The following is a 25,682-nucleotide window of genomic DNA, read 5'->3' as shown; positions in this document are numbered from 1 at the left end:
ATTGTAATGAGTTCAGAGGAGATCTACAGCGGCAGCTGTTTGTGTGGTGAGGTTCAATATGAAATCTCGCCTCCCTTTTCTACTTTCCAATATTGTCACTGTTCTCGTTGCCGAAAGACCACTGGCAGCGCACATGCCAGCAATATCATTATGCCGCCCGAGCAATTCCGTTGGACGGCTGGAGAATCATCGGTTGGACGCTATGAACCGAGCGATGCCAAACATTTTGCTGTCTGCTTTTGTAAAAAGTGCGGTTCTAACCTGCCGTGGTTAGCTCAAACAGGCAAAGCAATGATCATCCCTGCAGGCACACTTGATACAGACCTTGGCGTATCACCCGAACGTAATCTTTTTTGGGGAAGTCGAGCAAACTGGTATCAAACGGTTAACCAACTCGATGCTTTTGAAACACTCCCAGGCAAAAGCCCCGCCTGCAAAATTGAAGCAGAATAACTGAACTCACCCAACGCTCTGAAGTCTCACAGAAAACGGGAGGACAGAGCCATGAAACGATTCACCAACACTTTTATCGCTGCCAGTCTTTATTTGTTACCTCAAACCTTAGTGGCTGAGCAGATCTTTGAAAATCAAGGACCTGTACCTCAGCTAGTTGAACTCTATACATCTGAAGGTTGCTCCAGCTGCCCACCCGCTGAACGCTATATCAATAGCTTTGTAAACTCCCCAAACCTTTGGAAAAAACTAGTGCCTTTAGCCTTTCATGTAGATTATTGGGATTACATTGGCTGGGAAGATCGCTTTGCCCAACCTGAGTTTAAGCAGCGCCAATACAATCATCGCCGCTTGGGAAATTTCAGAAGTGTGTATACACCGGGCTGGATTAGATCCGGCAAAGAGTGGCGAGGTTTTTTCCAAGGTAAAGCCTTACCCAATCAATCTTCTTCTGGAGGACTACTTAAAGCCAGCCTCAATACCCAAACACTTAAAGTGAGTTATACACCTACAAAAGAGCGAAAGGCGCTTATAGCTCATGTAGCTATACTCGGTTTTGATCTCAGTAGCCAAGTCACTTCGGGCGAAAATGCAGGCCGCTTACTTCAACATCAATTTGTGGTTTTACACAAACAACAAAAAGCTCAATTAGACTATAACTGGAGCTTTGAACTACCCCATCTTCAAACGTCTCAAAAGCATGCATTGGCCATTTGGATTTCAGAACGAGATCAACAACCAATTCAAGTTGCCGCCGATTGGCTGAAATAAAAAAAGGCGACCTAAAAGGTCGCCTGAATACCCCAGTGGGGTTATCACAAGTGCATAGCTAATAAAGGGTTTAATGTCTTAATCGTCACCACCTAGGAAACCTAGGATATGCAATAAACTGGTAAACAAGTTATAGATGGACACATACAGCGACACTGTTGCCATGATGTAGTTTGTCTCACCGCCGTGCAGGATGTTGCTTGTTTCATAAAGAATAAAACCAGACATCAACAAAACGAACATTGCCGATACAGCGAGAGACAGTGCAGGAATCTGGAAAAAGATTGCACCTAAACCTGCAACAAACGCTAGCAGCACACCGACCATTAAGAAGCCACCCATAAAGGTAAAGTTCTTACGTGTGGTTAGGACATAAGCTGACAGACCTAAGAAAATAACCCCTGTCATACCCATCGCGTTCATTACGATGGAACCACCGCCCGGCATCGCCAAATAATGGCCAACAATAGGGCCTAGGGTGTAACCCATAAAACCAGTCAGTGCAAAGACTGAAGGGAGCGCCCAAACACTATTGCGCAGCTTGTAGGTCAAAAAATACAGACCGAAAAAGCCGACTAAAGAGATGATGACGCCGGGGTGAGGTAGCTGTAGAGCAATAGAGACACCAGCAGTAATAGCACTGAATAGCAAAGTCATAGACAACAATGCATAGGTGTTGCGTAGTACCTTATTAGACTCTAACGCCGATGTTTGCGTTTGAGTTGCTGAAGATCTTATAGATGTATTCATACACCCCTCCTGATTTTTTCTAACCAAAAGCCTTTTGGCTTTCCGGCATCAACAGTTCAAAATTTAACCGTCTACCAAAAACAATAAAACTCGATTATTATTAACAAAAGCATCGATTTTACCGAGTTTTCAATGATTAACTACAAACACCTTCATTATTTCTGGATGGTCGCTAAAGAGGGAAGCATCGCTGCTGCTGCTGAGCGCCTGAGTGTTACACCACACACAATTAGTGCTCAGCTGAGTCTGCTTGATGACTATCTTGGCTGCTCACTCTTCACAAAAGTGGGTAGACAATTAGAACTCACCGAAACTGGTCATATGGTTTTAAGCTACGCCAGTGATATCTTTTCGTTAGGTGGAGAACTGGAAGAACGGGTCCGTAATTTAGATAAGATCCGCCCCTTAGTTTTCAAAGTAGGTGTGGTAGATGTAGTACCGAAATCGATCGCTTATCACCTGCTCTCTCCAGCTATGGATGACATCAACAATGTCAGAATGATCTGTCATGAAGGTGATATCAACGAGCTACTCGCAGAGCTTGCCCTGCATAGATTAGACCTGGTGATTTCAGAATCACCGATCCCTTCCGATGTCAGTATTAATGGTTTTAGCCATAGTTTAGGCACCTGTGGCAGTAGTTTTATGGCAAGCCCATCAGTGGTTGAGCAACTAAGCGGAGAATTTCCACATAACCTTAATGGCTCCCCTATGCTACTTCCGAGCGAAACAACCATTGTCCGCTCACAACTGCTACAGTGGTTTAGTAAGAACCGAATCCATCCTCGCGTGGTAGGGGAATTTGATGACAGCGCATTAATCAAAGCGTTCGCAAATGCTGGTAAAGGAATTATGGTGGTACCTACTCCGATTAGAGATGAAGTATCTGCACAGCTAGGTTTAGTCACCTTGGGTGAAACCAACGAGATTGTGAATAACTTCTACGCGATCTCGATCGAGCGTAAGATTTCACATACCGCAGTAGAAAAAATCACGACCGCCGCTAGAGACTGGTTGAAAAGTAGTAGTTAGGAACCACCATAGCCGTTACTTAGCACGATGAGGGAGAACTTTTTATGTACGCACCCAGCCCGATCATACTTAAACATCCCTCACCTCAATTAGAGTCAATAGCATTCGAAGATGCGGTACTCGCAGACAAAAATGACTATCTAAAGAAATTGAAGAAATGGCAAAAGCGCATACTTGAAGTGCAACAAGCCTATTATCATCAAAATCGCCGGGCCATAATTGTATTTGAAGGCTGGGATGCCAGTGGTAAAGGCGGCGCTATTAGACGCATCACCGAAAAGTTAGATCCGCGCGGTTTCACTGTTCACCCGATTAGTGCGCCAACTTCAATCGAACAGAGCAAGCATTACCTACAACGCTTCCAAGAAAAATTACCGCCCGCAGGTTCTATCGCGATATTTGATCGTTCGTGGTACGGCCGTGTATTAGTTGAGCGGGTTGAAGAGTTTGCTTCACCACAGCAATGGCAGAGAGCCTACCAAGAGATAAACGAATTTGAACGTAGCTTGATTGATGATGGTGCTCGCATAATAAAAATTTTTATGCACATTACCCCTGAGGAACAGCTGAGACGTTTTACCGAGCGCCTAAACAATCCGGTAAAACGCTGGAAGCTAACCACCGAAGATATTCGCAATCGTGAGCGCTGGGAAGATTATACTCACGCCATCAATGACATGTTGCACTACACACATACAGAAACTGCAGCGTGGAATGTCATTGCAGCCAACCATAAATGGTACACACGGATAGAAGCGCTCAAGTGTGTTGTAAAACAACTATCCTCTGAAGTTGATATAACACCGCCGCCTTTAGATCCAGAAGTCACAGCGGCCGCCTACTCCTCTTTAGGTATCAAAGCTAAAGGCTGAATAGATAGGCTTCAGAAACAAAATCCTGAATGCCTACTATGCTGTTAGTATCGAACCAAGCGAAACGCAGCACTCATGGATACTTCTCGCAAAGAAAGCGTCATTCAAATAAGTATTCTGGATATTCAGAAACGTCTGCTTCCTCGTGCCTATGAACTGCGAGACCGCTTACAAGCAGGCCAAGCAGCAGAGGCCTATGACCTAGACTTTTTAGATACCCTCCATAAAGCGATCCAAAATTTACATATTCTTTCTACAGATTCACCAGAGCACCATCTCTTTATTGGTAACTTAGTACAGCTTTACAGTGCACTCATCAGCATGGCACTAAACAATTCCGAAGAGTAAAGCCTCGCCTCCCCATTCAACAAAATCATCAATTGAATGACATATTTCTGTAATAAATCTAATGCATGATGAGTCTTAAATTTAAAGAGGCAAAGAAAATGACAGAAACAACTTTAACAACTCAGCTGAAGCAGTTGCTGAAACGTGGTTATTCCGAAATGGACGTTCGCAACTTAGCAATGGCACCTAAAAACATCGTGGATCAAGCGATCGCCGAATTCCATGCAGAGGAACGCATTCACGAAAAAACCATTCAAATTCAACATAACCAGGCTAATTTTGCCATGCGTTTAGGAAACTAAGCCCGCCAATCAAACCAATCTTTCCTGTATCAAGCTATCCTTTAGCATTATTTCGTTCTTCTATTGACTTTGTTCAGATACAATTCACTCTGTTTGGGTTACTAATAGATGCTACTAGGGGGTAGCAGGCTTGGTTGTGAGGGCGAAGTCGAATTAGTCCCAATGACAAACTTATGAGCACCTACAGGAAAATTACAATGAAAAAACTACTGATGGCGACTGCAGCTGCAGCAATGATGATCCCAGCAGCAGCGATGGCTGAACGCGATGGAGCTACTGTTTACAACACTAAATGTGCAATGTGCCACGCATCTGGTGTTGCTGACGCACCTAAAGTAGGTGATGCTGCAGCATGGGGCCCACGTGCAGAACTAGGTATCGATGCACTTTACGCTACAGCTGACAAAGGTAAAGGCCAAATGCCACCACGTGGTCTTTGCATGGACTGCACAGACGGCGAATTAAAAGCTGCGATCCAGTACATGGTTGATAACTCTAAGTAAGTTAGAGTTTCAGCAATAAAAAAACCGCCTTTAGGCGGTTTTTTTATTGGAGCAGAAATTATTGCTTAGAAAATATCATCAGGTCTCAAATTGATAACTTCTCCATCAGGATCGCCATCTTGGCGCGCCTGAATCTTTTCTAAGGACTCCTTATCTTTGCCCTTCTGAACAATAATCTCTACACGGCGATTCTTAACACGGTTTGCACGAGTATCGTTTGGCACTAATGGCTTAGTATCTGCCAAACCTAGCACCTTAAATCTTGACTGATCGATACGAGGATCACCAAATAGTTCGTGCGCTACCGCTAAGGCACGCGCTACAGACAAATCCCAGTTAGATTCAAAGCGACGCCCGGCGTACGGGATATTGTCACTGTGTCCTTCAATCGCAACATGCCCTTTAACATTCAAAAGCACATCTCGAATTTTAGCTAACACTGGAATTGACTCAAACTTCAGCTCGGCAGAACCGGAATCGAAAGAGCCTTTCTCCTTGATACGGATAATAATTTTCTTACCATCCGTTTCTACTTCAACACTACCTTCACCGATTTCTTGCGCTAAGGCCGCAGCAAACTCAACTGCTTCCTCTTTCGCTTCCTGCTCTTGCTGCTTCTGCAGTTCTTGCGCTTCACCCGCTTCTTTATCAGGCGAATCGCTTTCACCTTCTTTCGATCGAATATCTAAGGTATTCATATCGTTGTTAACCGTCATTTGACGGACTTCATTAAGAGGGGTTGGTTCTGGTCGTCCAGGACTAAATTCCTGCGCAATAATAGAGGTACCCTTTGGTATGTCCTCTACTTTAATCTGGTTTTGAACACCAAACGCTTCACGCATTGAACCTGCCAACTGCTTAAACTTCAGTACGTCCATCTCCGAAAAGGAAAGGAGAAGTACGAAGAAACACATTAGCAGCGACATCAAGTCGCCAAACGTCGCCAACCAAGCCGGAAGCCCGGGGGGGCAGGGGGGGCATTCTTGTTCTTCGGTATCGTCACTCATCGCTCTAGTCCTTTACCGAATTAACCTTCAGCCGCTGCACGCTTGCCTTCTGGCAGATAGTTACGCAACATTTGCTCGATAACACGAGGGTTTTGACCCGCTTGAATAGCCAGTAGGCCGTCAATGATCAAAGCAGAGTTCAACGCCTCTTCATCTTTACGTACGTTCAGTTTGTCTGCTAGTGGAATTGTGATCATGGTAGCTAACATTGCACCATAGAGCGTCGTTAGAAGTGCTACCGCCATCGCAGGACCGATGGATTTCGGGTCACTCATATTAGATAGCATCTGTACCAGACCTACCAGCGTACCGATCATACCCATTGCAGGACCTACATCCCCCATCGCGGAGAATACAGTCGCACCAAATTCATGACGATCATGAGTCAACTTAGCTTCTTTATTCAGCAGGCCTTTCACGACTTCAGGGTCATGACCATCCACAAGTAACTGGATTCCTCGCTGCATGAAATCGCTACTTACAGTTTTATCTTCTAGAGAAAGCAAGCCACCTTTACGCGCCGCATCAGCCAGATCTACCGTTTCAGCAATAATCTCTTCTGGATTTAACGACTTGAACATAAATGCTTTAGCCGCAACTTTGCCGGCACCCAGGAACTGGGGCAGCGTGAATTTCATCAATACAACAAAGATGGAACCACCGACAACGATCAACAAAGACGGAGGGTTAATAAACACCCCAGCATCACCACCAGTGACGATCGCAGCTATTACAATACCAAAACTGCCTAATAATCCGACGAGCGTTGCTATATCCACTCATTACTCCTTAATTAAGCGCGCAAACTGTTCAAATCTAAGCTGTCTATCATAGCAAAAAAGCACAGGGTTTCACCCATCATACAATCGTTTAACTATAGAAATTGTATGTATATTTGCTTATAGCTGCTGGCTTCGGTAAGTTTAGCGCTTTCAATCTAAGATTCGCTCTTATGCCACGTAAGAAAAAAACAACTGACTTTGAACAATCCCTGCAAGCGCTTGAATCCCTAGTTACCAAAATGGAACAAGGGGATCTGTCCTTGGAAGAGTCACTTCAAGCCTTTGAAGAGGGTGTCAGCCTAACTCGAGAGTGCCAAGGCATTCTTACTCAAGCAGAGCAAAAAGTTCAGCTTTTGATAGAATCCGACGGTGAACTCTCAACCAAACCGTTTACTGCAGACGAGGACAGCTGATCTTGGAGATCCGCAATCTACTCAAGAGCTACCAAGAGCGGGTAGATCACCACCTTCAGAAATGTATCAATAAAGACAGTATAGATCCGGTCCTACAAGAATCTATGCAATATTCACTATTCAATGGTGGTAAACGCATTCGACCGGCTTTGATCTATATGGTCAATGCAATGCTAGGCAGCAGTCATGAACAAGCAGACAGCGCAGCAGCCGCTATAGAGTGCATACATAGCTACTCTTTGGTTCATGATGATCTTCCGGCGATGGATGATGACGACCTAAGACGAGGCAAACCAACCTGCCATATTGCTTTTGATGAAGCGACCGCAATATTAGCGGGTGACGCTCTGCAATGTTTAGCATTTGAATTGATCTCATCCGATGACAAACTGTCGGCAGAGACTCGTTTAAACCTTATCCAGAAGTTGAGCCATGCTTCTGGCCATCAAGGTATGGTTGTAGGGCAATCGTTTGATCTGCGTAATGTGGGTAACTCTCTTTCACTTGAGCAGCTTGAAGCTATGCACCAACATAAAACCGGTGCTCTGCTGACTTGTTCAGTGCAAATGGGAGCCATCTGTGCAGGCTTAACCGATCAAAAACAGTTAGCAGCTCTTGCAGAATACTCCAACGCGATTGGTCTCGCGTTCCAAGTACAAGATGACATTCTCGATATAGAAGGCGATTCTGAAGTGATCGGAAAACCTCAAGGTTCTGATCTGGAACAGAATAAACCTACGTATCCTGCTCTATTGGGTTTGGAAGGTGCTAAGCTGAAATTACAGCAGCTTCATCAACAGGCCCTATCGGCATTAGATGTATTCGGCGCAGACGCATCAGAACTGAAAGCCCTCGCTGATTTTATTGTGCATCGCGACCACTAATAACTGATCGAGCTTTATGTTCCATACAATCCCAAGTAAACGCCCTAACACACCTCTGTTGGATAGCATTGATAATCCAACCGATCTGCGTTTACTCACGTCCGAACAACTTCCAGAACTAGCCGAGCAATTAAGAGCCTATCTGCTCTATAGCGTCGGACAAAGTGGCGGCCATTTCGGTGCTGGGCTGGGCGTAGTCGAACTGACAGTGGCTCTGCATTATGTGCTTAACACCCCTCAAGATCATTTAGTGTGGGATGTAGGTCACCAATGCTACCCTCATAAAATCTTAACCGGCCGTCGCGAACAGTTACCCAAAATCCGTCAGCAAGAGGGCCCCTCCCCCTTCCCTAAGCGGGACGAAAGCCCATATGATGATTTTGGTGTAGGTCATTCCAGCACCTCGATTAGTGCTGCTCTAGGCATGGCGATTGCCGATAAGATACGCGGTATAGATAGTAAATCTGTAGCGGTCATTGGTGACGGTGCAATGACTGCAGGTATGGCGTTTGAGGCGTTAAACCATGCAGCACATACCAACACCAACCTACTGGTAATCTTGAACGACAACGATATGTCGATCTCCCACAATGAAGGCGGACTGGCTACCTATCTAGCGAAGAACTTTAAAGACAGAAATGACGGTGAGACCACCACAGCTCTGTTTGAAGCACTGGAGTTTGAATATACTGGCCCTATTGATGGTCATGAATTTTCTAAACTCGTACCGGTATTACAAGACGTTCTTAACCGGACAGGACCACAATTCCTTCATTTGGTAACAAAGAAAGGCAAGGGGTTCAAACCTGCTGAAGATGATCCAGTTGGTTATCACGCAATTACTAAGATCGATCCAATTCACCAAAAGCCTACGAAGAAAATCAGTTACTCCAATATTTTTGGTCGTTGGATTTGCGATCTAGCCGAACAAGACCCACACCTGACAGCCATTACCCCGGCTATGCGTGAGGGCTCAGATTTAGTGGAGTTTTCTCAGCGCTTTCCTGATCGTTATTTTGATGTAGCTATCGCCGAACAACACGCATTGACCCTAGCAGCTGGTATGGCCTGCCAAAATATTAAGCCGGTAGTAGCCATCTACTCGACTTTTCTCCAGCGCGCTTATGACCAACTGATCCATGATGTGGCCATTCAAGACCTAGATCTATTGCTCGCCGTCGATAGAGCAGGCTTAGTTGGGGAAGATGGTTCAACCCATGCAGGTTGTTTTGATATTGGTATGCTGCGCGGCTTACCAAAAGCTGTATTGATGACGCCTTCAAGTGCTGAAGAGCTTCGCAATATGCTTTTCACCGGTTACCAATATCAAGGTTTAGCTGCGGTTCGCTATCCACGTGGCAGCGTTCCAACACAAATAGATACACCTATGCAGGCAATTGAGCTAGGGCAAAGCCGAACGCTCAATCAAGGCAGTAAAGTTGCGCTTCTAAATTTCGGACCTTTGCTAGAAACAGCTCAAGAGGTTGCAAACGACCAAGGATATACCCTAATCGATATGCGCTTTGTTAAGCCTCTCGATCAAAATGCACTTAAAGATGCAGCAGAAAGTCATGACTTATTAGTCAGCATAGAAGATCACAGCATCATTAGCGGCGCGGGCTCATCTGTGAGTGAGTACCTACATCAAGAACAGATCCACACACCTTTACTGATGTTAGGCATACCTGATCGTTGGATTGGCCACGCATCTCGCGCACAGCAACTTCAACAATGCGGTCTTGATGCTGCAGGTATGATTAAGGCAATCGAAGAGCGGCTAAAAACGATCGTTTAAAACCAAAAGTAAGCGACCAACTGCAAAATGGCCGCGGCATAAACACCTGCCAGCAAGTCATCCAGCATAATACCTACACCACCAGAAACCTTCTGGTCAGCCCATTTAATCGGCCAAGGCTTCCAGATATCAAAAATACGGAATAGCACAAAACCAAGAGCTATCCACTCCCAGCCACTTGGTGCAAGCGTCATGGTCAGCCAAAAACCGACAAACTCATCCCAGACAATGCCGCCATGATCATGCACACCAATATCTTTTGAAGTGCGATCGCATAGCCAAATACCAATGATAGTCGTAACCACCAACATCAATAAATAAAGCGGCAAACTCAGGTGTTGGAACCAAAGATAAGGAATAATCGCCGCCAAAGTGCCGACAGTACCAGGCATCCAAGGAGCAGCACCGCTACCTAGGCCAAACGCTAGAAAATGGATCGGATTTTTCCAAACAGTACTAGGTACTTTATTCACGGTTATTCCTTTACGGCTTAGTCTAACAATCGCGGCTAACAGCCTACTTGAACATCAGGATTGGTGGAAGTGATCATAACCTGAGCCTGAAATTTCACAAGGTTCCCCTCGAAGAAATAGGCTGAGCTCTGACTCCTCTGTGACCTTACCAATAACGGCTACTGAGGTTGGTAAACTAGGGATTAACGCTAAATGCTCCGGCGGCAGGGTGAAACATAGTTCAAAATCTTCACCACCGGTCAACGCCCACTGCTGTGCCTGCTGTTCCCCATAAGTATCCACCAGCTGAGAAGAGATCGGCAAGGCCTCAATCTGCAAACGCGCACCTAGGTTGCCACTAGCTTTTAAAATGTGCGCTAAATCGGATAACAAGCCATCAGAGATATCCACACAACTACTGGCAGAACCCACTAACGATTGACCAAGGCCGATACGGGGTACAGGCGAATAGAAACGCTCGAGCAAATACTCCGCATGAGTTTCATTAGCAAACCCATTAAGCAGCCCTTCAAGACCTCCACGGCTATCACCTAAGTTACCGCTAACGCAGATAATATCGCCCGGTTTAGCTCCATGACGACAAAGCCCCTTCCCTTGAGGTACAAAGCCATGCACTTGAGCAGAAAGCGTCAGAGGCCCGCGCGTCGTATCACCACCAATGAGCGCAATACTGTAGTCTTGGCAGCGTATGCCTAATTGAGAACTAAAGCGTTTCAGCCAATCTGCATCGGTTTGCGGCAAAGTAAGCGCTAGCGTCAGCCAAGCAGGCTTCGCACCCATAGCCGCTAGATCACTCACAGTCGAACCCATAAGGCGATCTGCAAGTTGCTCCGGCTGTATATCAGGCAGAAAATGAGTGCCTTCAACCAACGTATCAATAGAAACGGCGAGTTGCTGGCCCTCAGGCAAATTAAGCAGTGCGCAGTCATCCCCTACCCCTAAAGCAACAGAAGCATCCGAAGATGCTTCTGAAACCTGTGCGAAGTAGCGCTGTATCAGCTCAAATTCACCCAACGGCATAGCTTACGCTTTACCTTCTCGTTTAGCGCGAATTTCGGCCATACGAACACGTTGCGCTAGTTTATCAAGCACACCGTTCACATAACGATGACTGTCGGTTGCACCGAACGTCTTCGCCAATTCAACACTTTCATTGATCGCGACGCGATATGGCACTTCCATGCGTTTAGAAAGCTCGTAAGCACCGATACGTAGAACGTTCAATTCAACAGGATCCAATTCTTCGATCTGACGATCAAGGAAGTCAGTAAACAGACCATCAAGCTCTGTTTTAGTTGCCGCAACGTTCTGCAACAATTCAGAGAATAAACGTACATCCGTATCACGCATATCGTTATCTACACGGAATTGCGCTTCTAGTTCATGCAGAGGCTGACCAGCTAATGACCAAGAATACAAAGCCTGCAGCGCATAGCTACGAGCATTACGACGCTGTGAAGTTAGCGAAGGTTTCTTTTTAGCTGCAGATTTTTTTTCGTTGTCACTCATCTGGCTTTAAACCTCAAGCTGCTTAAGCAAGCTAACCATTTCCAGAGCGGAAAGCGCTGCTTCTGCACCTTTGTTACCCATTTTAGTACCTGAACGCTCAACAGCTTGTTCGATGCTGTTTACTGTAAGGATACCGTTCGCAATAGGAAGATCATAATCCAAAGATACCTGTGCAACGCCTTTAGAGCTCTCGCCAGATACGTACTCGAAGTGTGGAGTACCACCACGGATAACCGCGCCTAGCGCAATGATCGCGTCATCTTTCTTCTGCGCTGCAACGCGTTTAACTGCCAACGGAATTTCGAAAGCACCAGGCACACGGATTACACGAATATTTTCTTCGCTTACGCCATGACGCTTTAGAGTGTCGATTGCACCCTCTAGCAAGCTCTCAACAACGAATGCATTAAAACGGCCAACAACAATTGCATAGTTGCCGTCTGCGTTTACAAAATCACCTTCAAAGGTTTTAACAGTCATGATTTAAATACCGTTACAGTTATTCTTCACAAGGAATATATTCTTCAATCTCCAGATCAAAACCAGAGATCGCATTAAACTTCATTGGAGAGCTAAGCAGGTTCATTTTACCTACACCTAGGTCTCGCAAGATTTGTGAACCAGTACCTACCGTTAGGTAAGCACCTGATGCACTAACATTAATTTTGGATTTCTGACGACCGTTGATCATCAGATCCGTCGCATCGCTTAGATCGATACGGTCACCCGTATCAAGTAGAAGCACAACACCTTGCCCCTCTTTAGCAACACGCTCCAATGCTTTACGCATAGTCCATTTCGGTTCATCACCAGGTGCCACCGCACCGACTACATCACGTAGTACCTCTGTACGGCTATGAACACGCACATACGCTGGCTCATCAGCTTTCAGCTCACCTAGCGTCATCGCTAGATGCGTGCAATTTTGGATTTCGTCACGGTAAGTGATGTAGTTAAAATCACCGTACTCAGTAGACATCACACCTTCGGATTCACGTGCAACTGTATGCTCATTAGCCGTACGGTAGTGAATTAGATCCGCAATTGTACCGATCTTAAGATTGTGCTTTTCCGCAAACTCTTCCAGATCAGGACGACGCGCCATAGTGCCGTCATCATTCATAATCTCAACGATCGCAGCCGCTGGTGTAAAACCTGCCAAACGAGCAAGATCACAACCCGCTTCAGTATGGCCAGCACGGCTTAAAACTCCACCCGGCTGAGCCATAAGTGGGAAGATATGACCCGGCTGAACAATATCTTCTGCCTTGGCATCTGCTTTTACAGCTGTACGTACAGTCAAAGCACGGTCAGCTGCAGAGATACCTGTCGTTACACCTTCCGCTGCTTCAATAGACATCGTAAAGTTGGTTGAGAACTGAGCACCATTGCTCTGTACCATCAGAGGTAAGTTCAACTGCTCACAACGCTCACGCGTCAACGTTAGGCAAATAAGGCCACGAGCGTGAGTCGCCATAAAGTTGATATCATCCGGGCGAACCATCTCAGCAGCAATTACCAGATCGCCTTCATTCTCGCGATCTTCATCATCCATCAGGATGACCATTTTTCCCTGACGAATATCTTCAATCAATTCTTGCGGGGTATTTAATTTCATTAACTTCGTACCGTCGTTAGCGGTTAAAACCGTGAGCAATTAAGGTGTCCATTGTCAGACCCTGTTCGCTCTGTTCATTATTATCAGTTGTTTGACCATGACCAATTAAGCGCTCTAGATAGCGAGCGATGATATCCACTTCCAAATGAACCTGTCGTCCCGTGACATATTCAGTCATGATCGTTTCTTGTGCCGTGTGAGGCACAATATTCAATTCAAAGCAGTCACCGTCAAGGGCATTTACCGTCAAACTAATACCATCAACCGTCACCGAGCCTTTCGCAGCTAAATAACGTTGAATCGCAGCAGGCGCTTTAACACTAAAACGAATAGAACGGGCATCTTCACTACGCGCTACTATTTCACCAATACCATCGACATGGCCAGTAACAATATGACCACCTAAGCGGCTGGTAGGCATCAAGGCCTTTTCCAGATTCACTCGCTCTCCAATCGCAAAAGTATGGAAACGCGTATGAGCTAATGTCTCTCGAGAAACATCAGCAATAAAGCCATCACCGGGCAATTCTACTGCGGTTAAGCAAACACCATTAGTGGCGATGCTATCACCCAGTTTAACGTCCGCCAGATCCAACTGACCTGTACGAACATATAAGCGCATATCACCCGCTTGCTCTTCAATCGCTGCAATCGTACCTACAGCTTCAATAATACCGGTGAACATCTATGCATTTTCTCCATATTGAGGTTGTAAGATCAGTTTTAGATCATCACCCAACATGCGGCTATCTAACATCTGCAGCTCTACCTGCTCTGACATTTTAGTTAAGGGTAGCTCAAATAGAGGCTTAGCCTGACTTCCTAACAACTTCATCGCCATATAAACATGCAGTTCATCAGCAAGTTTCTGCTCAACAAACGCACCGGCCAACACAGAACCGGTTTCAACAAGCAGATCGTTACACTGCTCTTCAGACGCGAGCCAACGTAACAAAGGCAATAAAGCCACACGGCCATTTTCAGCAGGCATCACTAGAACTTCTGCACCTGCGTCCTTAAGTTTGTGCGCTATTGTATCATCAGAACAAGTAACAATAAGCGTTCGCCCCGGCTGCTTAAGAATGGAAGCAGTCAGCGGCATCTGTAAACGGCTATCCAATACAACGCGTAATGGCTGTTTCTGTACAACATCCGCAACATTAGGCAAATCTAACTGCGCTTCGCGAACCGTCAGAGCTGAGTCATCTTGTAGAATGGAACCTATACCAGTGAGAATCACTGACGATTGAGCGCGCAATTTCTGTACATCACCACGTGCAGCAGGGCCCGTGATCCACTTGGATTCACCTGAAGCCATCGCTGTTCGACCATCAAGGCTGATCGCAGATTTAACCCTAACAAAAGGTAAACCCGTCTCCATACGCTTGATAAAACCGGGGTTCAACGCTCGAGCTGATTCTTCGAGTAAACCCGATGTAGCTTCAATACCCGCTTCACGGAGCATAGTCATACCACGACCAGCAACCTGAGGGTTTGGATCAACCATCGCGGCAACTACTCGCGTCACTCCTGCTTTGATTAATGCCTCAGAACAAGGCGGAGTACGACCATAATGGCTACAAGGCTCTAAGGTTACATACGCTGTAGCCCCTTTCGCCTCTTCACCCGCAGCACGAAGTGCATTAACCTCGGCATGGCCTTCACCTGCGCGATAGTGAAACCCTTCACCCACGATACTGCCCTGTTTGACTAACACACAGCCAACACGGGGATTAGGTTGCGTGGTATATAGCCCTTCTTTCGCCAACTGAATGGCGCGAGCCATATATTCGCGATCAGAGACAGACCAAGTCGCACTCACTTAGCAGCACCCTCAGTGTCATGCTCTTCCGATAAGCGTTCGATCTCAGCTTTAAACTCATTAATGTCTTGAAAACTACGATACACAGAAGCAAAACGTACATAAGCAACTTCATCGAGTTTACGTAGTTCGGCCATCACCTCTTCACCAATCTGACGTGAAGGCAGCTCGCGCTCACCTGTCGCACGTAGACGGTGCTTAATACGGTTAATACACGCTTCAAACTCTTCAATAGAGACGGGACGTTTTTCTAGTGCACGATGAATACCTGCACGGAGTTTTTCATCATCAAACGGTTGGCGAGAGCCATCAGCTTTAATCAGGCGAGGCATCAGCAGTTCTGCTGCTTCGTAAGTAGTAAAGCGCTCATTACAGTTAATACACTCGCGGCGTCGACGCACCTGCTGACCTTCGGCCACCAGTCGAGAATCAACCACTTTGGTTTCATTGGCATGACAAAAAGGACAATGCATCAACTTTTCCTGTGTAAAGAGCGTTTATCTTCTCTGAGCTTAGTCTGAGAACAAAAAAGGGCGACCTTTTGGGTCGCCCGGGGATTGTACATTTTTCCGACTATAACTTACAGCCGGAACCCTGTTTTACTTGTATACAGGGAAACGTGCGCAGATCTCTTTAACTTGAGATTTAACACGTGCGATCACATCATCATTGTTGATGTCATCTAGAATGTCGCAGATCCAGTTTGTTAGCTCTGTAACTTCCGCTTCTTTGAAACCACGGCGTGTTACAGCTGGCGTACCAATACGTAGACCAGATGTTACAAACGGAGAACGTGGATCGTTTGGAACAGAGTTTTTGTTTACAGTGATGTTGGCACGACCTAGCGCTGCATCAGCATCTTTACCTGTAAATTCTTTGTCGATCATATCAACAAGGAATAGGTGATCATCAGTACCTTCAGAAACGATCTTAATACCGCGCTTCATGAAAGTTTCAGCCATCGCCTGAGCGTTTTTAACAACCTGAGCTTGGTACTCTTTCCACTCTGGGTCCATTGCTTCTTTGAAGCAAACCGCTTTACCAGCGATTACGTGCATCAATGGGCCGCCCTGAGATTCTGGGAATACAGCGAAGTTAAGTTTCTTCTGCAGATCTTCATCAGCATTTGCAGATAGGATCAAACCACCACGTGGGCCACCTAGTGTTTTGTGAGTTGTTGTTGTAACAACGTCAGCAACACCAATTGGAGATGGGTAAACGCCTGCAGCAACAAGACCTGCGATGTGAGCCATATCAACAAATAGGAACGCGCCTACTTTGTCTGCGATATCGCGGAAACGCTGCCAATCAACAACACGTGAGTATGCAGAGAAACCTGCAACGATCATTTTTGGTTTGTGCTCTTCAGCTAGACGCTCAACTTCAGCGTAATCGATCTCACCCGTTTCTGGGTTTAGACCGTACTGAACCGCATTGTAGATACGACCAGAGAAAGAAACTGCAGCACCGTGAGTCAAGTGACCACCGTGAGCAAGGCTCATACCTAGAACAGTATCGCCTGGCTGACAAAGCGCCATGTAAACAGCAGCGTTAGCTTGAGAACCAGAATGAGGCTGAACGTTTGCGTAAGTTGCACCGAACAACTCTTTAGCACGATCAATCGCTAGCTGCTCAACAACATCTACGTGTTCACAACCACCGTAGTAACGCTTGTTCGGGTAACCTTCAGCGTATTTGTTAGTCAGCGCAGAACCCTGAGCTTCCATAACGCGAGGGCTAGTGTAGTTTTCAGACGCAATCAGTTCGATGTGCTCTTCCTGACGTACAGTTTCAGCCTGCATTGCAGACCATAGATCCGCGTCGAAATCAGCGATAGTCATATCTTTGCTAAACATAGGAGTTTCTGTCCCCTGAATACAATGTGGACCCTGTTCAGCTGCAATAACAACGGCAAAGCCGCCAGAACATTCCAGCGTAGAACCATTTGGGAATTGGGAAAGCGCGTATTATAGCGAAACATTTCCGCGGATACACTTGAATCATCCGCAAAACTGCTTCAATTTTATTCAATTAATCCAACAAACCGCCTTTCTGGCTTGCTCTACAGAGCCTCTATTCGAAAAACTGCATCATGATAGCCATTCACAACTAATTTCCGGTAAAATCGGCTGATTAATTTTTAACAAATAAGAGTTGAACCCTTCATGGCTCAATACGTTTATTCAATGAACCGCGTTGGCAAAATTGTTCCGCCAAAGCGTGAAATCCTGAAAGATATATCTCTTTCTTTTTTCCCTGGCGCCAAAATCGGTGTATTGGGTCTGAACGGTGCGGGTAAATCTACCCTACTAAAAATCATGGCTGGCTTAGATACCGACATTATCGGTGAAGCTCGTCCAATGCCTGGCATCAACGTAGGTTACCTACCTCAGGAGCCAGAACTGGACGAAACAAAAACAGTTCGTGAGATCGTTGAAGAATCAGTTGCTGATGTTAAAGAAGCGCTAGATGGTCTAGAAGCTGTTTATGCAGCTTACGCAGAACCAGATGCTGACTTTGATGAATTGGCTAAGAAACAAGCTGAATTTGAAAACCTGATCCAAGCTAAAGATGGTCACAACCTTGAAACGGCACTTGAACGTGCTGCTGATGCGATGCGTCTTCCTGCTTGGGATGCAGAAGTTAAGCACCTATCCGGTGGTGAACGTCGTCGTGTAGCGCTATGTCGCTTATTGTTAGACAAGCCAGACATGCTGCTTCTAGACGAACCGACCAACCACTTGGATGCAGAATCTGTTGCTTGGATCGAGCGTTTCCTTCAGGAATACCCAGGTACCGTTGTGGCGATTACCCACGACCGTTATTTCCTAGATAACGCCGCTGGCTGGATTTTGGAACTTGACCGGGGTCGCGGCATTCCTTACGAAGGTAACTACTCTTCTTGGTTAGAACAGAAAGAAGCTCGCCTAGAACAGGAAGCGAAACAGGAAGCGGCTCACCGCAAATCTGTTTCTGCCGAACTTGAGTGGGTACGCCAAGGTTCTAAAGGCCGTCAGTCTAAATCTAAAGCGCGTCTTAAGCAGTTCGAAGAGATGAACTCTAAAGAGTTCCAATCTCGTAATGAAACACAGGAAATCTACATTCCACCAGGGCCACGTCTTGGCGATAAAGTTATCGATGCAAATGGTATTTCTAAAGCTTACGGCGACAAGGTTCTGTTTGAAGACCTAAGTTTCTCTATCCCACAGGGCGCAATCGTTGGCATTATTGGTGGTAACGGCGCAGGTAAATCCACACTGTTCCGCATGATCGCTGGCGAAGAGCAACCTGATTCTGGTGAGATCGAAATCGGTTCTACTGTGCAGTTAGCTTACGTTAACCAGTCTCGCGATCTAAACGGCGACAAAACAGTGTTTGAAGAATTATCTGATGGTCAGGACATGATCACAGTAGGCAACTACACGACGCCTTCACGCTCTTACTGTGGCCGCTTTAACTTCAAAGGCGGCGATCAGCAGAAGTTCGTTAAAGATCTTTCTGGTGGTGAGCGTAACCGTCTGCATATGGCGAAACTCCTTAAAGAAGGCGGCAACGTTCTGCTATTGGACGAACCAACCAACGACCTTGATATCGAAACACTACGTGCCCTTGAGGAAGCTCTTCTAGCCTTCCCAGGTTGTGCGGTAGTTATTTCCCACGACCGTTGGTTCCTTGACCGTATCTGTACTCACATGCTGGCTTACGAAGGCGACTCCCACGTAGAGTTCTTCGAAGGTAACTACACTGAGTACCAAGCTGATTACAAACGCCGTTACGGTAAAGAACATCAGCCAGAGCGTATCAAGTACAAGCGTATTGCGGATCTATAATCCCTATACCAATAAAAAAGCTGGGCTGTGCCCGGCTTTTTTGTTTATAAGACAATCAGTCAGCAATATTAACCTTATCTCGGCCGGTATCTTTAGCACTGTATAAGGCATCGTCGGAGCGTTGCAATAGCGAATCCACATCATCTTCAGCTTTCAAACTGGCAACACCTATACTGGTAGTAAAGCCAATTCGCTCTCCTGAAGGAGTTTTCACCTGCTCATCGTGGCAGCCCACGCGGATCTGCTCAGCCACTTCAACCGCCTGATTTGTATCCAGGCCGGGAAGCACCATTAAGAACTCTTCACCACCGTATCGACAAACTAAGTCCAATCGCTTGCGAGCAGATTTTCGCATCACTTTAGCAAAGCGTTTTAGCACTATATCCCCGGCAGCATGACCGTAGGTGTCGTTAAAGCTCTTGAACTTATCTAGATCAAACAACAGAACACTCAGCGGCTTACCCTGATCTCTCATCAGCTTGATATCGCCACTTAACTGCTCCATCGCCTGCCGTCTATTTGCCAAACCAGTAAGGGGATCTCGTGTCGCTTGTCGATAAAGGCCCAACAACATGTTCAGTTGATTCACAGCCGCCCAACACGCAATTAAGCCCAATACAGCCAACAACCAGAGACTGTTAATCCCATCAATGGTACCAGCCAAGCCGCGGAACAATTGAGTTAGATACTCAACCAGCAAAAGAGCAACGGTATAACCCAGCGCCTCCAAAATAGACAATGGGAAAACAGCCATCATGGTCATGATCATAAAGGGAAAGAAATGATAACCTGCCACAGTAAACTCGTAACCATGGGCGATTAACATGGAGCTTGAGGCACACTGAAAAGCAGACAAAATGACGACTAGCAAAGCGAGTCTTAACTTCGCTAAACGCATGCTATAGCGCTTATACCCCCACAGAGCCAAACCCACACAGGCAAGCGCCGTTATACCACGGGCGTATGCGATTGAGAGCAGCATATCCTCGGGCAATAGCAAATAATCCACCAGCAACCAAGCAGGCTGAATCAAGGCAAGTAAGAGGGAGATAATCCGAATACGACGAAAAAGAAAATGACTGCGAGTCTGGTTGAAATATCGAGAATGCCTACGACCACTGGAGACATCCAAAAGCGCTTCTAACAACATATTGTTTATTACTACTTTATTTTTATTCTTGTTATATCACTCAGCATGTAAGACTTAGTTTAGTCCAAATGCACAAGCTGAGCTTTAGAGATCAAACTATGATAAAGCCCTTTTATTTTCAAGGGTTATATTCGCGATTACATCTTGACCACAGTTTTTTTTGCAGTAATGTCTATAATTATATGAGCTAAATACTCTTTTTCTTAGGAAGAAATGCTGTGACCACATCAGATACTGAACGCCGTCGTTTTACCCGTATCCACTTTGATGCTCAGACTGAATTGAAGAGAGATAATGAAACTTGGGATGTCGCCTTAGTGGATATTTCTTTCAATGGTATTCTTGTAAAAAGTAAGCAAGCACTAGCGCTGCAAAAAGGAGATGAGGTTCAAGCTATCATCCACCTTCTCGGCGATGACATTGCCATTCGCACCCCTGCGACAATGGCCCATCAGCGTGACAATGAGTACGGTTTTCTCATCGAGAATTTGGATCTTGATTCACTAACACTGCTACGCCGCCTAGTCGAACTTAACTTAGGCGACGAAACATTGTTGGAGCGCGAATTAGATCATTTTTTTGAAGACTAACTAGAGCGCCTCTAAAGCCTCTGTCAATTTAGTAACAGCTACAATATCCATGCCTTGAAGCTGCTCTTTAGGGACGTTTCCTTTAGGAACGATTGCACGTTTAAACCCATGTTTAGCAGCTTCTCGGATTCTTTCCTGTCCATTCGGTACAGGTCTTATCTCCCCCGACAAGCCGACTTCACCAAACACCATCAAATCATGCGGTAAAGATTGATCACGGAAACTGGATACAACCGCTAGCAGCAACGCCAAGTCAGCACTGGTTTCTAGTACCTTTACCCCACCGACGACATTAACAAAGACATCCTGATCGCCAGTCATAATGCCGCCATGACGGTGTAAAACAGCTAACAGCATGGCCATTCGATTTTGTTCCAAACCTACAGCAACACGACGAGGGTTATTCATATGGGATTGATCAACCAACGCCTGAATCTCTACCAATAGAGGCCGAGTGCCTTCCCAAACCACCATCACAACGCTACCAGGGCTCGGCCCCTCTTCACGGCTAAGAAAGATTGAACTTGGGTTTTTAACTTCCTTTAGGCCGTTTTCCAGCATGGCGAAAACACCCAATTCATTCACCGCACCAAAACGGTTTTTATGCGAGCGCAAGGTTCTAAAACGAGAATCAGACGACCCCTCAAGCTGAAGGGAACAGTCAATCATATGCTCCAAAACTTTCGGCCCAGCCAAAGAACCGTCTTTAGTAACATGGCCGACAAGGAACAAAACTGTGCCTGTTTGTTTTGCATAGCGAGTTAGGTACGCAGCTGATTCCCTTACCTGAGATACAGAGCCCGGAGCTGATTGAACATCAGCCATGTGCATCACTTGGATAGAATCAATAACCATCACTTTCGGTTTTAACTGTTGAGCGGTGTTACAGATTTCTTCAACGCTAGTTTCAGAGAGCATTTTTAATTGCGCGGTTGGCAAACCCAAACGGCTAGCGCGCATCGCCACTTGCTGTAATGATTCCTCACCTGTGACATAAAGTGCAGGCATCTGTTCAGCCAAAAAACACATTGTCTGTAACAACAAAGTACTTTTACCGGCACCTGGATGACCACCCATCAGAACTGCAGATCCAGGAACCAAACCACCACCAAGCACTCGATCCAACTCGCCTGCGCCGGAAGTAAAGCGCGGCATTTCCTCTAGCGCTACTTCATAGAGACTAACCACTTTATCTTTACCAGCACCACCAGCATAACCGTCAAAACGTACATTACGCGCTTCGTTTGTAGCTGTTTTTGCGGTTGCTAATCGAACCTCAGTTAGCGTGTTCCAAGCATTACAAGCAGTGCACTGCCCTTGCCACTTGGTGTAGTCCGCTCCGCAATCATTACAAACGTACGCAGTTTTTTGGCGTGCCATCACTCTCTCCAAAGCGTTATCTATAAGTAAGAATTCTACCCAACACTCTGCTTATAACCTATAGATCTTTTCTTATTTTATGATTGCTCTACAATCAAACACCTATATAAGAACAAGGGTAAACCCCTACATCACAGGAGATGTATATGAAGCTGGAAACAATTGCCGTTCACGGTGGCTACTCCCCAGACCCAACAACTAAAGCGGTTGCGGTTCCGATCTATCAAACTACATCTTATGCTTTTGATGATGCTCAACATGGTGCTGACCTTTTCGATCTCAAAGTAGAAGGTAATATTTATACCCGCATCATGAACCCAACGACTGACGTACTTGAAAAGCGTCTAGCAGAAATGGAAGGTGGTATCGCTGCTCTTGCTGTAGCGTCAGGTATGGCAGCAATCACTTACGCGATTCAAACAATTGCAGCGACTGGGGACAATATTATCTCCACCAGCGAATTGTACGGTGGTACCTACAACCTGTTTGCGCACACGCTACCGCACCAAGGGATCGAAGTTCGTTTTGCTAATAAAGATGACGTTAGCGAAATTGAGAGCAAAATCGATGCAAACACTAAAGCGCTTTTCTGTGAATCTGTAGGTAACCCATCAGGCGGCATCGCTGATATTGAAAAGCTAGCGGATGTAGCACACCGTAATGGCATACCGCTGATTGTGGATAACACAGTACCAAGCCCAGCTATGTGGCGCCCCATCGAGCACGGTGCCGACATCGTTGTTCACTCAGTTACAAAATATATTGGCGGACACGGGAACTCTATTGGTGGCGTGGTTATCGATTCGGGTAAATTCCCGTGGGCAGACAATGCTGAACGTTTCCCTCTTCTGAATACACCTGACGCGTCTTACCATGGTGTTGTCTATACCGAAGCCCTTGGCCCAGCCGCTTATATTGGTCGCTGTCGTGTAGTACCACTTCGTAACACCGGCGCCGCTATATCTCCTATGAATGCCTTCATGATCCTACAAGGCCTAGAGACTCTGGCCCTCCGTATGGAGCGCATCAATGAAAACAGCGCAAAGATTGCTAACTTCCTAGAGCAACACGATCAGGTTAGCTGGGTTAAGTATGCAGGCCTCGAAAGCCATAAAGACTACGATCTTGCTCAGAAATATCTGAACGGGCAAGCATCCGGCATTATCAGTTTTGGTCTTAAAGCAGGCCGAGCAGCCACAGCACCGTTCTATGATGCTCTACAGATTTTCACTCGACTAGTAAATATTGGTGACTGTAAATCTCTGGCAGCCATCCCTGCTGAAACTACACACCGCCAGCTTAATGATGAGGAACTGGCATCAGCTGGCGTATCACCTGAGATGGTTCGTTTATCGGTAGGCATTGAACACGCTGATGATCTGATTGCAGATTTAGAGCAAGCACTCGCTGCTGTGAATAAATAACACCTTTATCGAACTAGAAAATTAGATATAAAAAAGGCCGCTAAATATGCGGCCTTTTTCTTATCCAATTAGCACTCAATTAAAAATCGATTTAACTTTATTCCACATAGTTCGTGCATTTTCTTCTGGTGCCTCATGTGACTGAGCCAGCTCACGCAGTTTATGCATTTTGTTCATTGCCAGCTGATACTGTTCTGACACATCCTCAGCATTGGATGCATTGAACTCAAGATCATTTACCAAGCCATCTCTTAAGCCATAGATCCAACCATGTACGGTTATCTCCTGATCATTAGCCCAAGCTTGCTGTAAAATTGTGGTTTCGCAGAGATTCATCGATTGCTCAATCACATTAAGTTCACACAGACGATCCAACTGCTGGTGCGAGTCCTCCCATGTAGACAGGAAGTCTTTATGTTTGTCATAAACACGACGAATATTACGCAGCCAATTATCAATCAGCCCATGCGGTTCATCTTCGATAGAAGCCGCTACACCACCACAACCATAGTGGCCAACAACCATGATGTGCTTAACTTTAAGCACCTCTACCGCGTATTGAACGACTGACAGACAATTCATATCTGTATGCACAACAACGTTTGCAACATTACGGTGAACAAATAGTTCACCCGGCATCATGCCAACAATTTCGTTCGCAGGAACTCGACTGTCAGAACAGCCAATCCACAGATACTCAGGTGATTGCTGTTGCGCTAGTGTTTCAAAAAACTGCGGGTCTTCCTGATTTATCTTTTCCGCCCATTCGCGGTTGCTTTCTAAAAGATGAGTAAGCTTGTTCATTAATCACGCTTATAAACAAAGAGGGGCACGCGCCCCTCTGAAATCTAAATCAAATTAAGACTGGTGGTACTTCGCACTTAGCTCGTGTACAGCATCAACAAACGCTTTCGGCTGCGCTGGATCTACAAACTGGTGAATACCATGGCCTAGGTTAAATACGTGACCAGAACCTTTACCATACTGGCCTAAGATGAACTCTACTTCTTGTTCAATACGGCTTGCCGGAGCATATAGGACACTAGGATCCATATTGCCTTGAAGCGCGACTTTGTCACCTACACGTGCACGGGCATTACCGATGTCTGTTGTCCAATCTAGACCTAGTGCATCAGAGCCAGCTTCAGCCATTGCTTCTAGCCATTGACCGCCATTCTTAGTAAACATGATCACTGGCACTTTACGACCATCATGCTCACGAATTAGGCCATCAACAATCTGTTTCATGTACTTAAGCGAGAACTCTTGGTAGCAAGGACCACTTAGTGCACCGCCCCAAGTATCGAAGATCTGAACAGCTTGAGCGCCAGAACGAATTTGCTCGTTCAAGTAAGTCGTTACAGACTGTGCAAGTTTATCTAGCAACGCATGCATAATCTCAGGCGTCGCATACATCATCTGCTTAACATGACGGAAGTCTTTACTTGAACCACCTTCAACCATGTAAGTTGCAAGCGTCCAAGGACTACCAGAGAAGCCAATCAGAGGTACGCGACCGTTTAACTCACGACGGATCTCTTTCACCGCATTCATTACGTAATCAAGATCTGTTGCTGCATCTGGCACAGGCAGGTCGGCTACGTCTTTTTCAGTACGGATGATCTTCTTAAAACGTGGACCTTCACCAACTTCAAAGTAAAGCCCAAGGCCCATTGCATCCGGAATTGTCAGGATATCGGAAAATAAGATTGCAGCATCGAGGTCATAACGCTCTAAAGGCTGAATTGTAACTTCACAAGCCAACTCTTTATTTTTGCAAAGGCTTAGAAAATCACCTGCTTTCGCGCGAGTCTCACGGTACTCTGGAAGGTAACGACCCGCCTGACGCATCATCCAAACTGGAGTTGCATCTACAGGTTCACGAAGTAATGCACGTAGGAAACGATCGTTTTTCAATTCAGCCATTTGTGTCAGCCACTTATATCTTGTAAATTCGAATTGGTCGCTATTTTA

Annotated in this window: 29 protein-coding genes; 13 read left to right on the top strand and 16 right to left on the bottom strand. The window is 45.9% G+C overall.

Features of this window, described 5'->3' with window-relative positions; genetic code table 11:
- Positions 1-6: 6 nt before the first annotated feature.
- A complete protein-coding gene (locus ACMXYN_RS01750) occupies positions 7-453 on the top strand; it encodes a GFA family protein (protein WP_415893220.1) in 447 nt (148 codons plus the stop codon).
- A 51-nt stretch (positions 454-504) separates the two neighbouring features.
- Positions 505-1,224, top strand: a complete 720-nt coding sequence (locus ACMXYN_RS01745; RefSeq protein ID WP_415893219.1) for a DUF1223 domain-containing protein — start codon at positions 505-507, stop codon at positions 1,222-1,224.
- 78 nt (positions 1,225-1,302) lie between these two features.
- Here the strand turns inward: ACMXYN_RS01745 and ACMXYN_RS01740 are convergent, their stop codons facing one another.
- Positions 1,303-1,974 carry a Bax inhibitor-1/YccA family protein gene (locus tag ACMXYN_RS01740; RefSeq protein ID WP_415893218.1) on the bottom strand — a complete coding sequence of 224 codons (672 nt, stop codon included), beginning with the start codon at positions 1,972-1,974 and terminating at the stop codon, positions 1,303-1,305.
- A 132-nt stretch (positions 1,975-2,106) separates the two neighbouring features.
- Between ACMXYN_RS01740 and nhaR the strand changes: the two genes are divergently transcribed.
- From nhaR to ACMXYN_RS01715, 5 genes are all read left to right on the top strand, one after another.
- Positions 2,107-3,006: a transcriptional activator NhaR gene (nhaR, locus tag ACMXYN_RS01735; RefSeq protein WP_415883275.1), complete on the top strand. Its 900-nt coding sequence runs from the start codon at positions 2,107-2,109 to the stop codon at positions 3,004-3,006.
- Positions 3,007-3,050: 44 nt separating this feature from the next.
- Positions 3,051-3,878: a polyphosphate kinase 2 family protein gene (locus tag ACMXYN_RS01730; RefSeq protein WP_415893217.1), complete on the top strand. Its 828-nt coding sequence runs from the start codon at positions 3,051-3,053 to the stop codon at positions 3,876-3,878.
- 75 nt (positions 3,879-3,953) lie between these two features.
- Positions 3,954-4,226, top strand: a complete 273-nt coding sequence (locus ACMXYN_RS01725) for a hypothetical protein (RefSeq protein WP_415893216.1) — start codon at positions 3,954-3,956, stop codon at positions 4,224-4,226.
- 98 nt (positions 4,227-4,324) lie between these two features.
- A complete protein-coding gene (locus ACMXYN_RS01720; protein ID WP_415883272.1) occupies positions 4,325-4,528 on the top strand; it encodes a hypothetical protein in 204 nt (67 codons plus the stop codon).
- 197 nt (positions 4,529-4,725) lie between these two features.
- Positions 4,726-5,031 carry a c-type cytochrome gene (locus tag ACMXYN_RS01715; RefSeq protein ID WP_415890071.1) on the top strand — a complete coding sequence of 102 codons (306 nt, stop codon included), beginning with the start codon at positions 4,726-4,728 and terminating at the stop codon, positions 5,029-5,031.
- Positions 5,032-5,096: 65 nt separating this feature from the next.
- Here the strand turns inward: ACMXYN_RS01715 and ACMXYN_RS01710 are convergent, their stop codons facing one another.
- A complete protein-coding gene (locus ACMXYN_RS01710; RefSeq protein WP_415893215.1) occupies positions 5,097-6,038 on the bottom strand; it encodes a flagellar motor protein MotB in 942 nt (313 codons plus the stop codon).
- Positions 6,039-6,058: 20 nt separating this feature from the next.
- Complete coding sequence (pomA, locus tag ACMXYN_RS01705; RefSeq protein WP_415893214.1) at positions 6,059-6,817, bottom strand: flagellar motor protein PomA; 759 nt, start codon at positions 6,815-6,817, stop codon at positions 6,059-6,061.
- 173 nt (positions 6,818-6,990) lie between these two features.
- Between pomA and ACMXYN_RS01700 the strand changes: the two genes are divergently transcribed.
- The 3 genes from ACMXYN_RS01700 to ACMXYN_RS01690 are packed head-to-tail and all read left to right on the top strand — an operon-like array spanning position 6,991 to position 9,912.
- The gene (locus tag ACMXYN_RS01700; protein ID WP_415883268.1) at positions 6,991-7,233 is read left to right on the top strand and encodes an exodeoxyribonuclease VII small subunit; all 243 of its coding nucleotides are present in this window, start codon (positions 6,991-6,993) and stop codon (positions 7,231-7,233) included.
- Positions 7,234-7,235: 2 nt separating this feature from the next.
- The gene (ispA, locus tag ACMXYN_RS01695) at positions 7,236-8,117 is read left to right on the top strand and encodes a (2E,6E)-farnesyl diphosphate synthase (protein WP_415893213.1); all 882 of its coding nucleotides are present in this window, start codon (positions 7,236-7,238) and stop codon (positions 8,115-8,117) included.
- A gap of 16 nt (positions 8,118-8,133) precedes the next feature.
- On the top strand, positions 8,134-9,912 hold the full coding sequence (locus ACMXYN_RS01690; RefSeq protein ID WP_415893212.1) for a 1-deoxy-D-xylulose-5-phosphate synthase: 1,779 nt from the start codon (positions 8,134-8,136) through the stop codon (positions 9,910-9,912).
- Here ACMXYN_RS01690 and ACMXYN_RS01685 read toward each other — a convergent pair.
- From ACMXYN_RS01685 to glyA, 9 genes are all read right to left on the bottom strand, one after another.
- Positions 9,909-10,385, bottom strand: coding sequence for a phosphatidylglycerophosphatase A (locus tag ACMXYN_RS01685; protein WP_415893211.1), 477 nt, complete (start codon positions 10,383-10,385; stop codon positions 9,909-9,911). The two genes, ACMXYN_RS01690 and ACMXYN_RS01685, sit on opposite strands and share 4 nt — an antisense overlap.
- A gap of 54 nt (positions 10,386-10,439) precedes the next feature.
- Positions 10,440-11,405, bottom strand: coding sequence for a thiamine-phosphate kinase (gene thiL, locus ACMXYN_RS01680; RefSeq protein ID WP_415893210.1), 966 nt, complete (start codon positions 11,403-11,405; stop codon positions 10,440-10,442).
- Between the two features lie 3 nt (positions 11,406-11,408).
- Positions 11,409-11,894, bottom strand: a complete 486-nt coding sequence (gene nusB, locus ACMXYN_RS01675) for a transcription antitermination factor NusB (RefSeq protein WP_415883263.1) — start codon at positions 11,892-11,894, stop codon at positions 11,409-11,411.
- Between the two features lie 6 nt (positions 11,895-11,900).
- Entirely contained in the window at positions 11,901-12,374 is a 474-nt protein-coding gene (gene ribE, locus ACMXYN_RS01670; RefSeq protein WP_415893209.1) for a 6,7-dimethyl-8-ribityllumazine synthase, read from the bottom strand.
- A gap of 19 nt (positions 12,375-12,393) precedes the next feature.
- A complete protein-coding gene (ribBA, locus tag ACMXYN_RS01665) occupies positions 12,394-13,512 on the bottom strand; it encodes a bifunctional 3,4-dihydroxy-2-butanone-4-phosphate synthase/GTP cyclohydrolase II (RefSeq protein WP_415883261.1) in 1,119 nt (372 codons plus the stop codon).
- 16 nt (positions 13,513-13,528) lie between these two features.
- On the bottom strand, positions 13,529-14,197 hold the full coding sequence (locus ACMXYN_RS01660; RefSeq protein ID WP_415893208.1) for a riboflavin synthase: 669 nt from the start codon (positions 14,195-14,197) through the stop codon (positions 13,529-13,531).
- Positions 14,198-15,334, bottom strand: coding sequence for a bifunctional diaminohydroxyphosphoribosylaminopyrimidine deaminase/5-amino-6-(5-phosphoribosylamino)uracil reductase RibD (gene ribD, locus ACMXYN_RS01655; protein WP_415893207.1), 1,137 nt, complete (start codon positions 15,332-15,334; stop codon positions 14,198-14,200).
- A complete protein-coding gene (gene nrdR, locus ACMXYN_RS01650) occupies positions 15,331-15,807 on the bottom strand; it encodes a transcriptional regulator NrdR (RefSeq protein ID WP_415886730.1) in 477 nt (158 codons plus the stop codon). Before nrdR ends, ribD begins: the two co-directional genes overlap by 4 nt.
- 126 nt (positions 15,808-15,933) lie before the next feature.
- Positions 15,934-17,190: a serine hydroxymethyltransferase gene (gene glyA, locus ACMXYN_RS01645; protein WP_415883257.1), complete on the bottom strand. Its 1,257-nt coding sequence runs from the start codon at positions 17,188-17,190 to the stop codon at positions 15,934-15,936.
- Between the two features lie 309 nt (positions 17,191-17,499).
- On the opposite strand from glyA, the gene ettA reads away from it, so the two are divergent.
- Positions 17,500-19,164, top strand: coding sequence for an energy-dependent translational throttle protein EttA (gene ettA / locus ACMXYN_RS01640; RefSeq protein ID WP_415886726.1), 1,665 nt, complete (start codon positions 17,500-17,502; stop codon positions 19,162-19,164).
- Positions 19,165-19,219: 55 nt separating this feature from the next.
- Here the strand turns inward: ettA and ACMXYN_RS01635 are convergent, their stop codons facing one another.
- A complete protein-coding gene (locus tag ACMXYN_RS01635) occupies positions 19,220-20,314 on the bottom strand; it encodes a GGDEF domain-containing protein (RefSeq protein WP_415893206.1) in 1,095 nt (364 codons plus the stop codon).
- Between the two features lie 218 nt (positions 20,315-20,532).
- On the opposite strand from ACMXYN_RS01635, the gene ACMXYN_RS01630 reads away from it, so the two are divergent.
- Positions 20,533-20,904 (top strand): PilZ domain-containing protein, encoded by a 372-nt coding sequence (locus ACMXYN_RS01630; RefSeq protein WP_415893205.1) that lies wholly within the window; start codon positions 20,533-20,535, stop codon positions 20,902-20,904.
- On the opposite strand, the gene radA is transcribed toward ACMXYN_RS01630, so the two are convergent.
- Positions 20,905-22,284 (bottom strand): DNA repair protein RadA, encoded by a 1,380-nt coding sequence (radA, locus tag ACMXYN_RS01625; RefSeq protein WP_415893204.1) that lies wholly within the window; start codon positions 22,282-22,284, stop codon positions 20,905-20,907.
- 146 nt (positions 22,285-22,430) lie between these two features.
- On the opposite strand from radA, the gene ACMXYN_RS01620 reads away from it, so the two are divergent.
- Positions 22,431-23,708, top strand: a complete 1,278-nt coding sequence (locus tag ACMXYN_RS01620) for an O-acetylhomoserine aminocarboxypropyltransferase/cysteine synthase family protein (protein WP_415893203.1) — start codon at positions 22,431-22,433, stop codon at positions 23,706-23,708.
- Positions 23,709-23,783: 75 nt separating this feature from the next.
- Here ACMXYN_RS01620 and can read toward each other — a convergent pair whose 3' ends face one another.
- Together can and hemE are read right to left on the bottom strand one after the other, a co-directional pair.
- Positions 23,784-24,512: a carbonate dehydratase gene (gene can, locus ACMXYN_RS01615; protein WP_415893202.1), complete on the bottom strand. Its 729-nt coding sequence runs from the start codon at positions 24,510-24,512 to the stop codon at positions 23,784-23,786.
- Between the two features lie 54 nt (positions 24,513-24,566).
- A complete protein-coding gene (gene hemE / locus ACMXYN_RS01610; RefSeq protein WP_415893201.1) occupies positions 24,567-25,634 on the bottom strand; it encodes a uroporphyrinogen decarboxylase in 1,068 nt (355 codons plus the stop codon).
- Positions 25,635-25,682 lie beyond the last annotated feature (48 nt).

This window comes from Neptuniibacter sp. PT8_73 (genome assembly GCF_047778045.1).
GTDB lineage: Bacteria > Pseudomonadota > Gammaproteobacteria > Pseudomonadales > Balneatricaceae > Neptuniibacter.
This window is presented reverse-complemented; position numbering and strand designations above follow the sequence as displayed.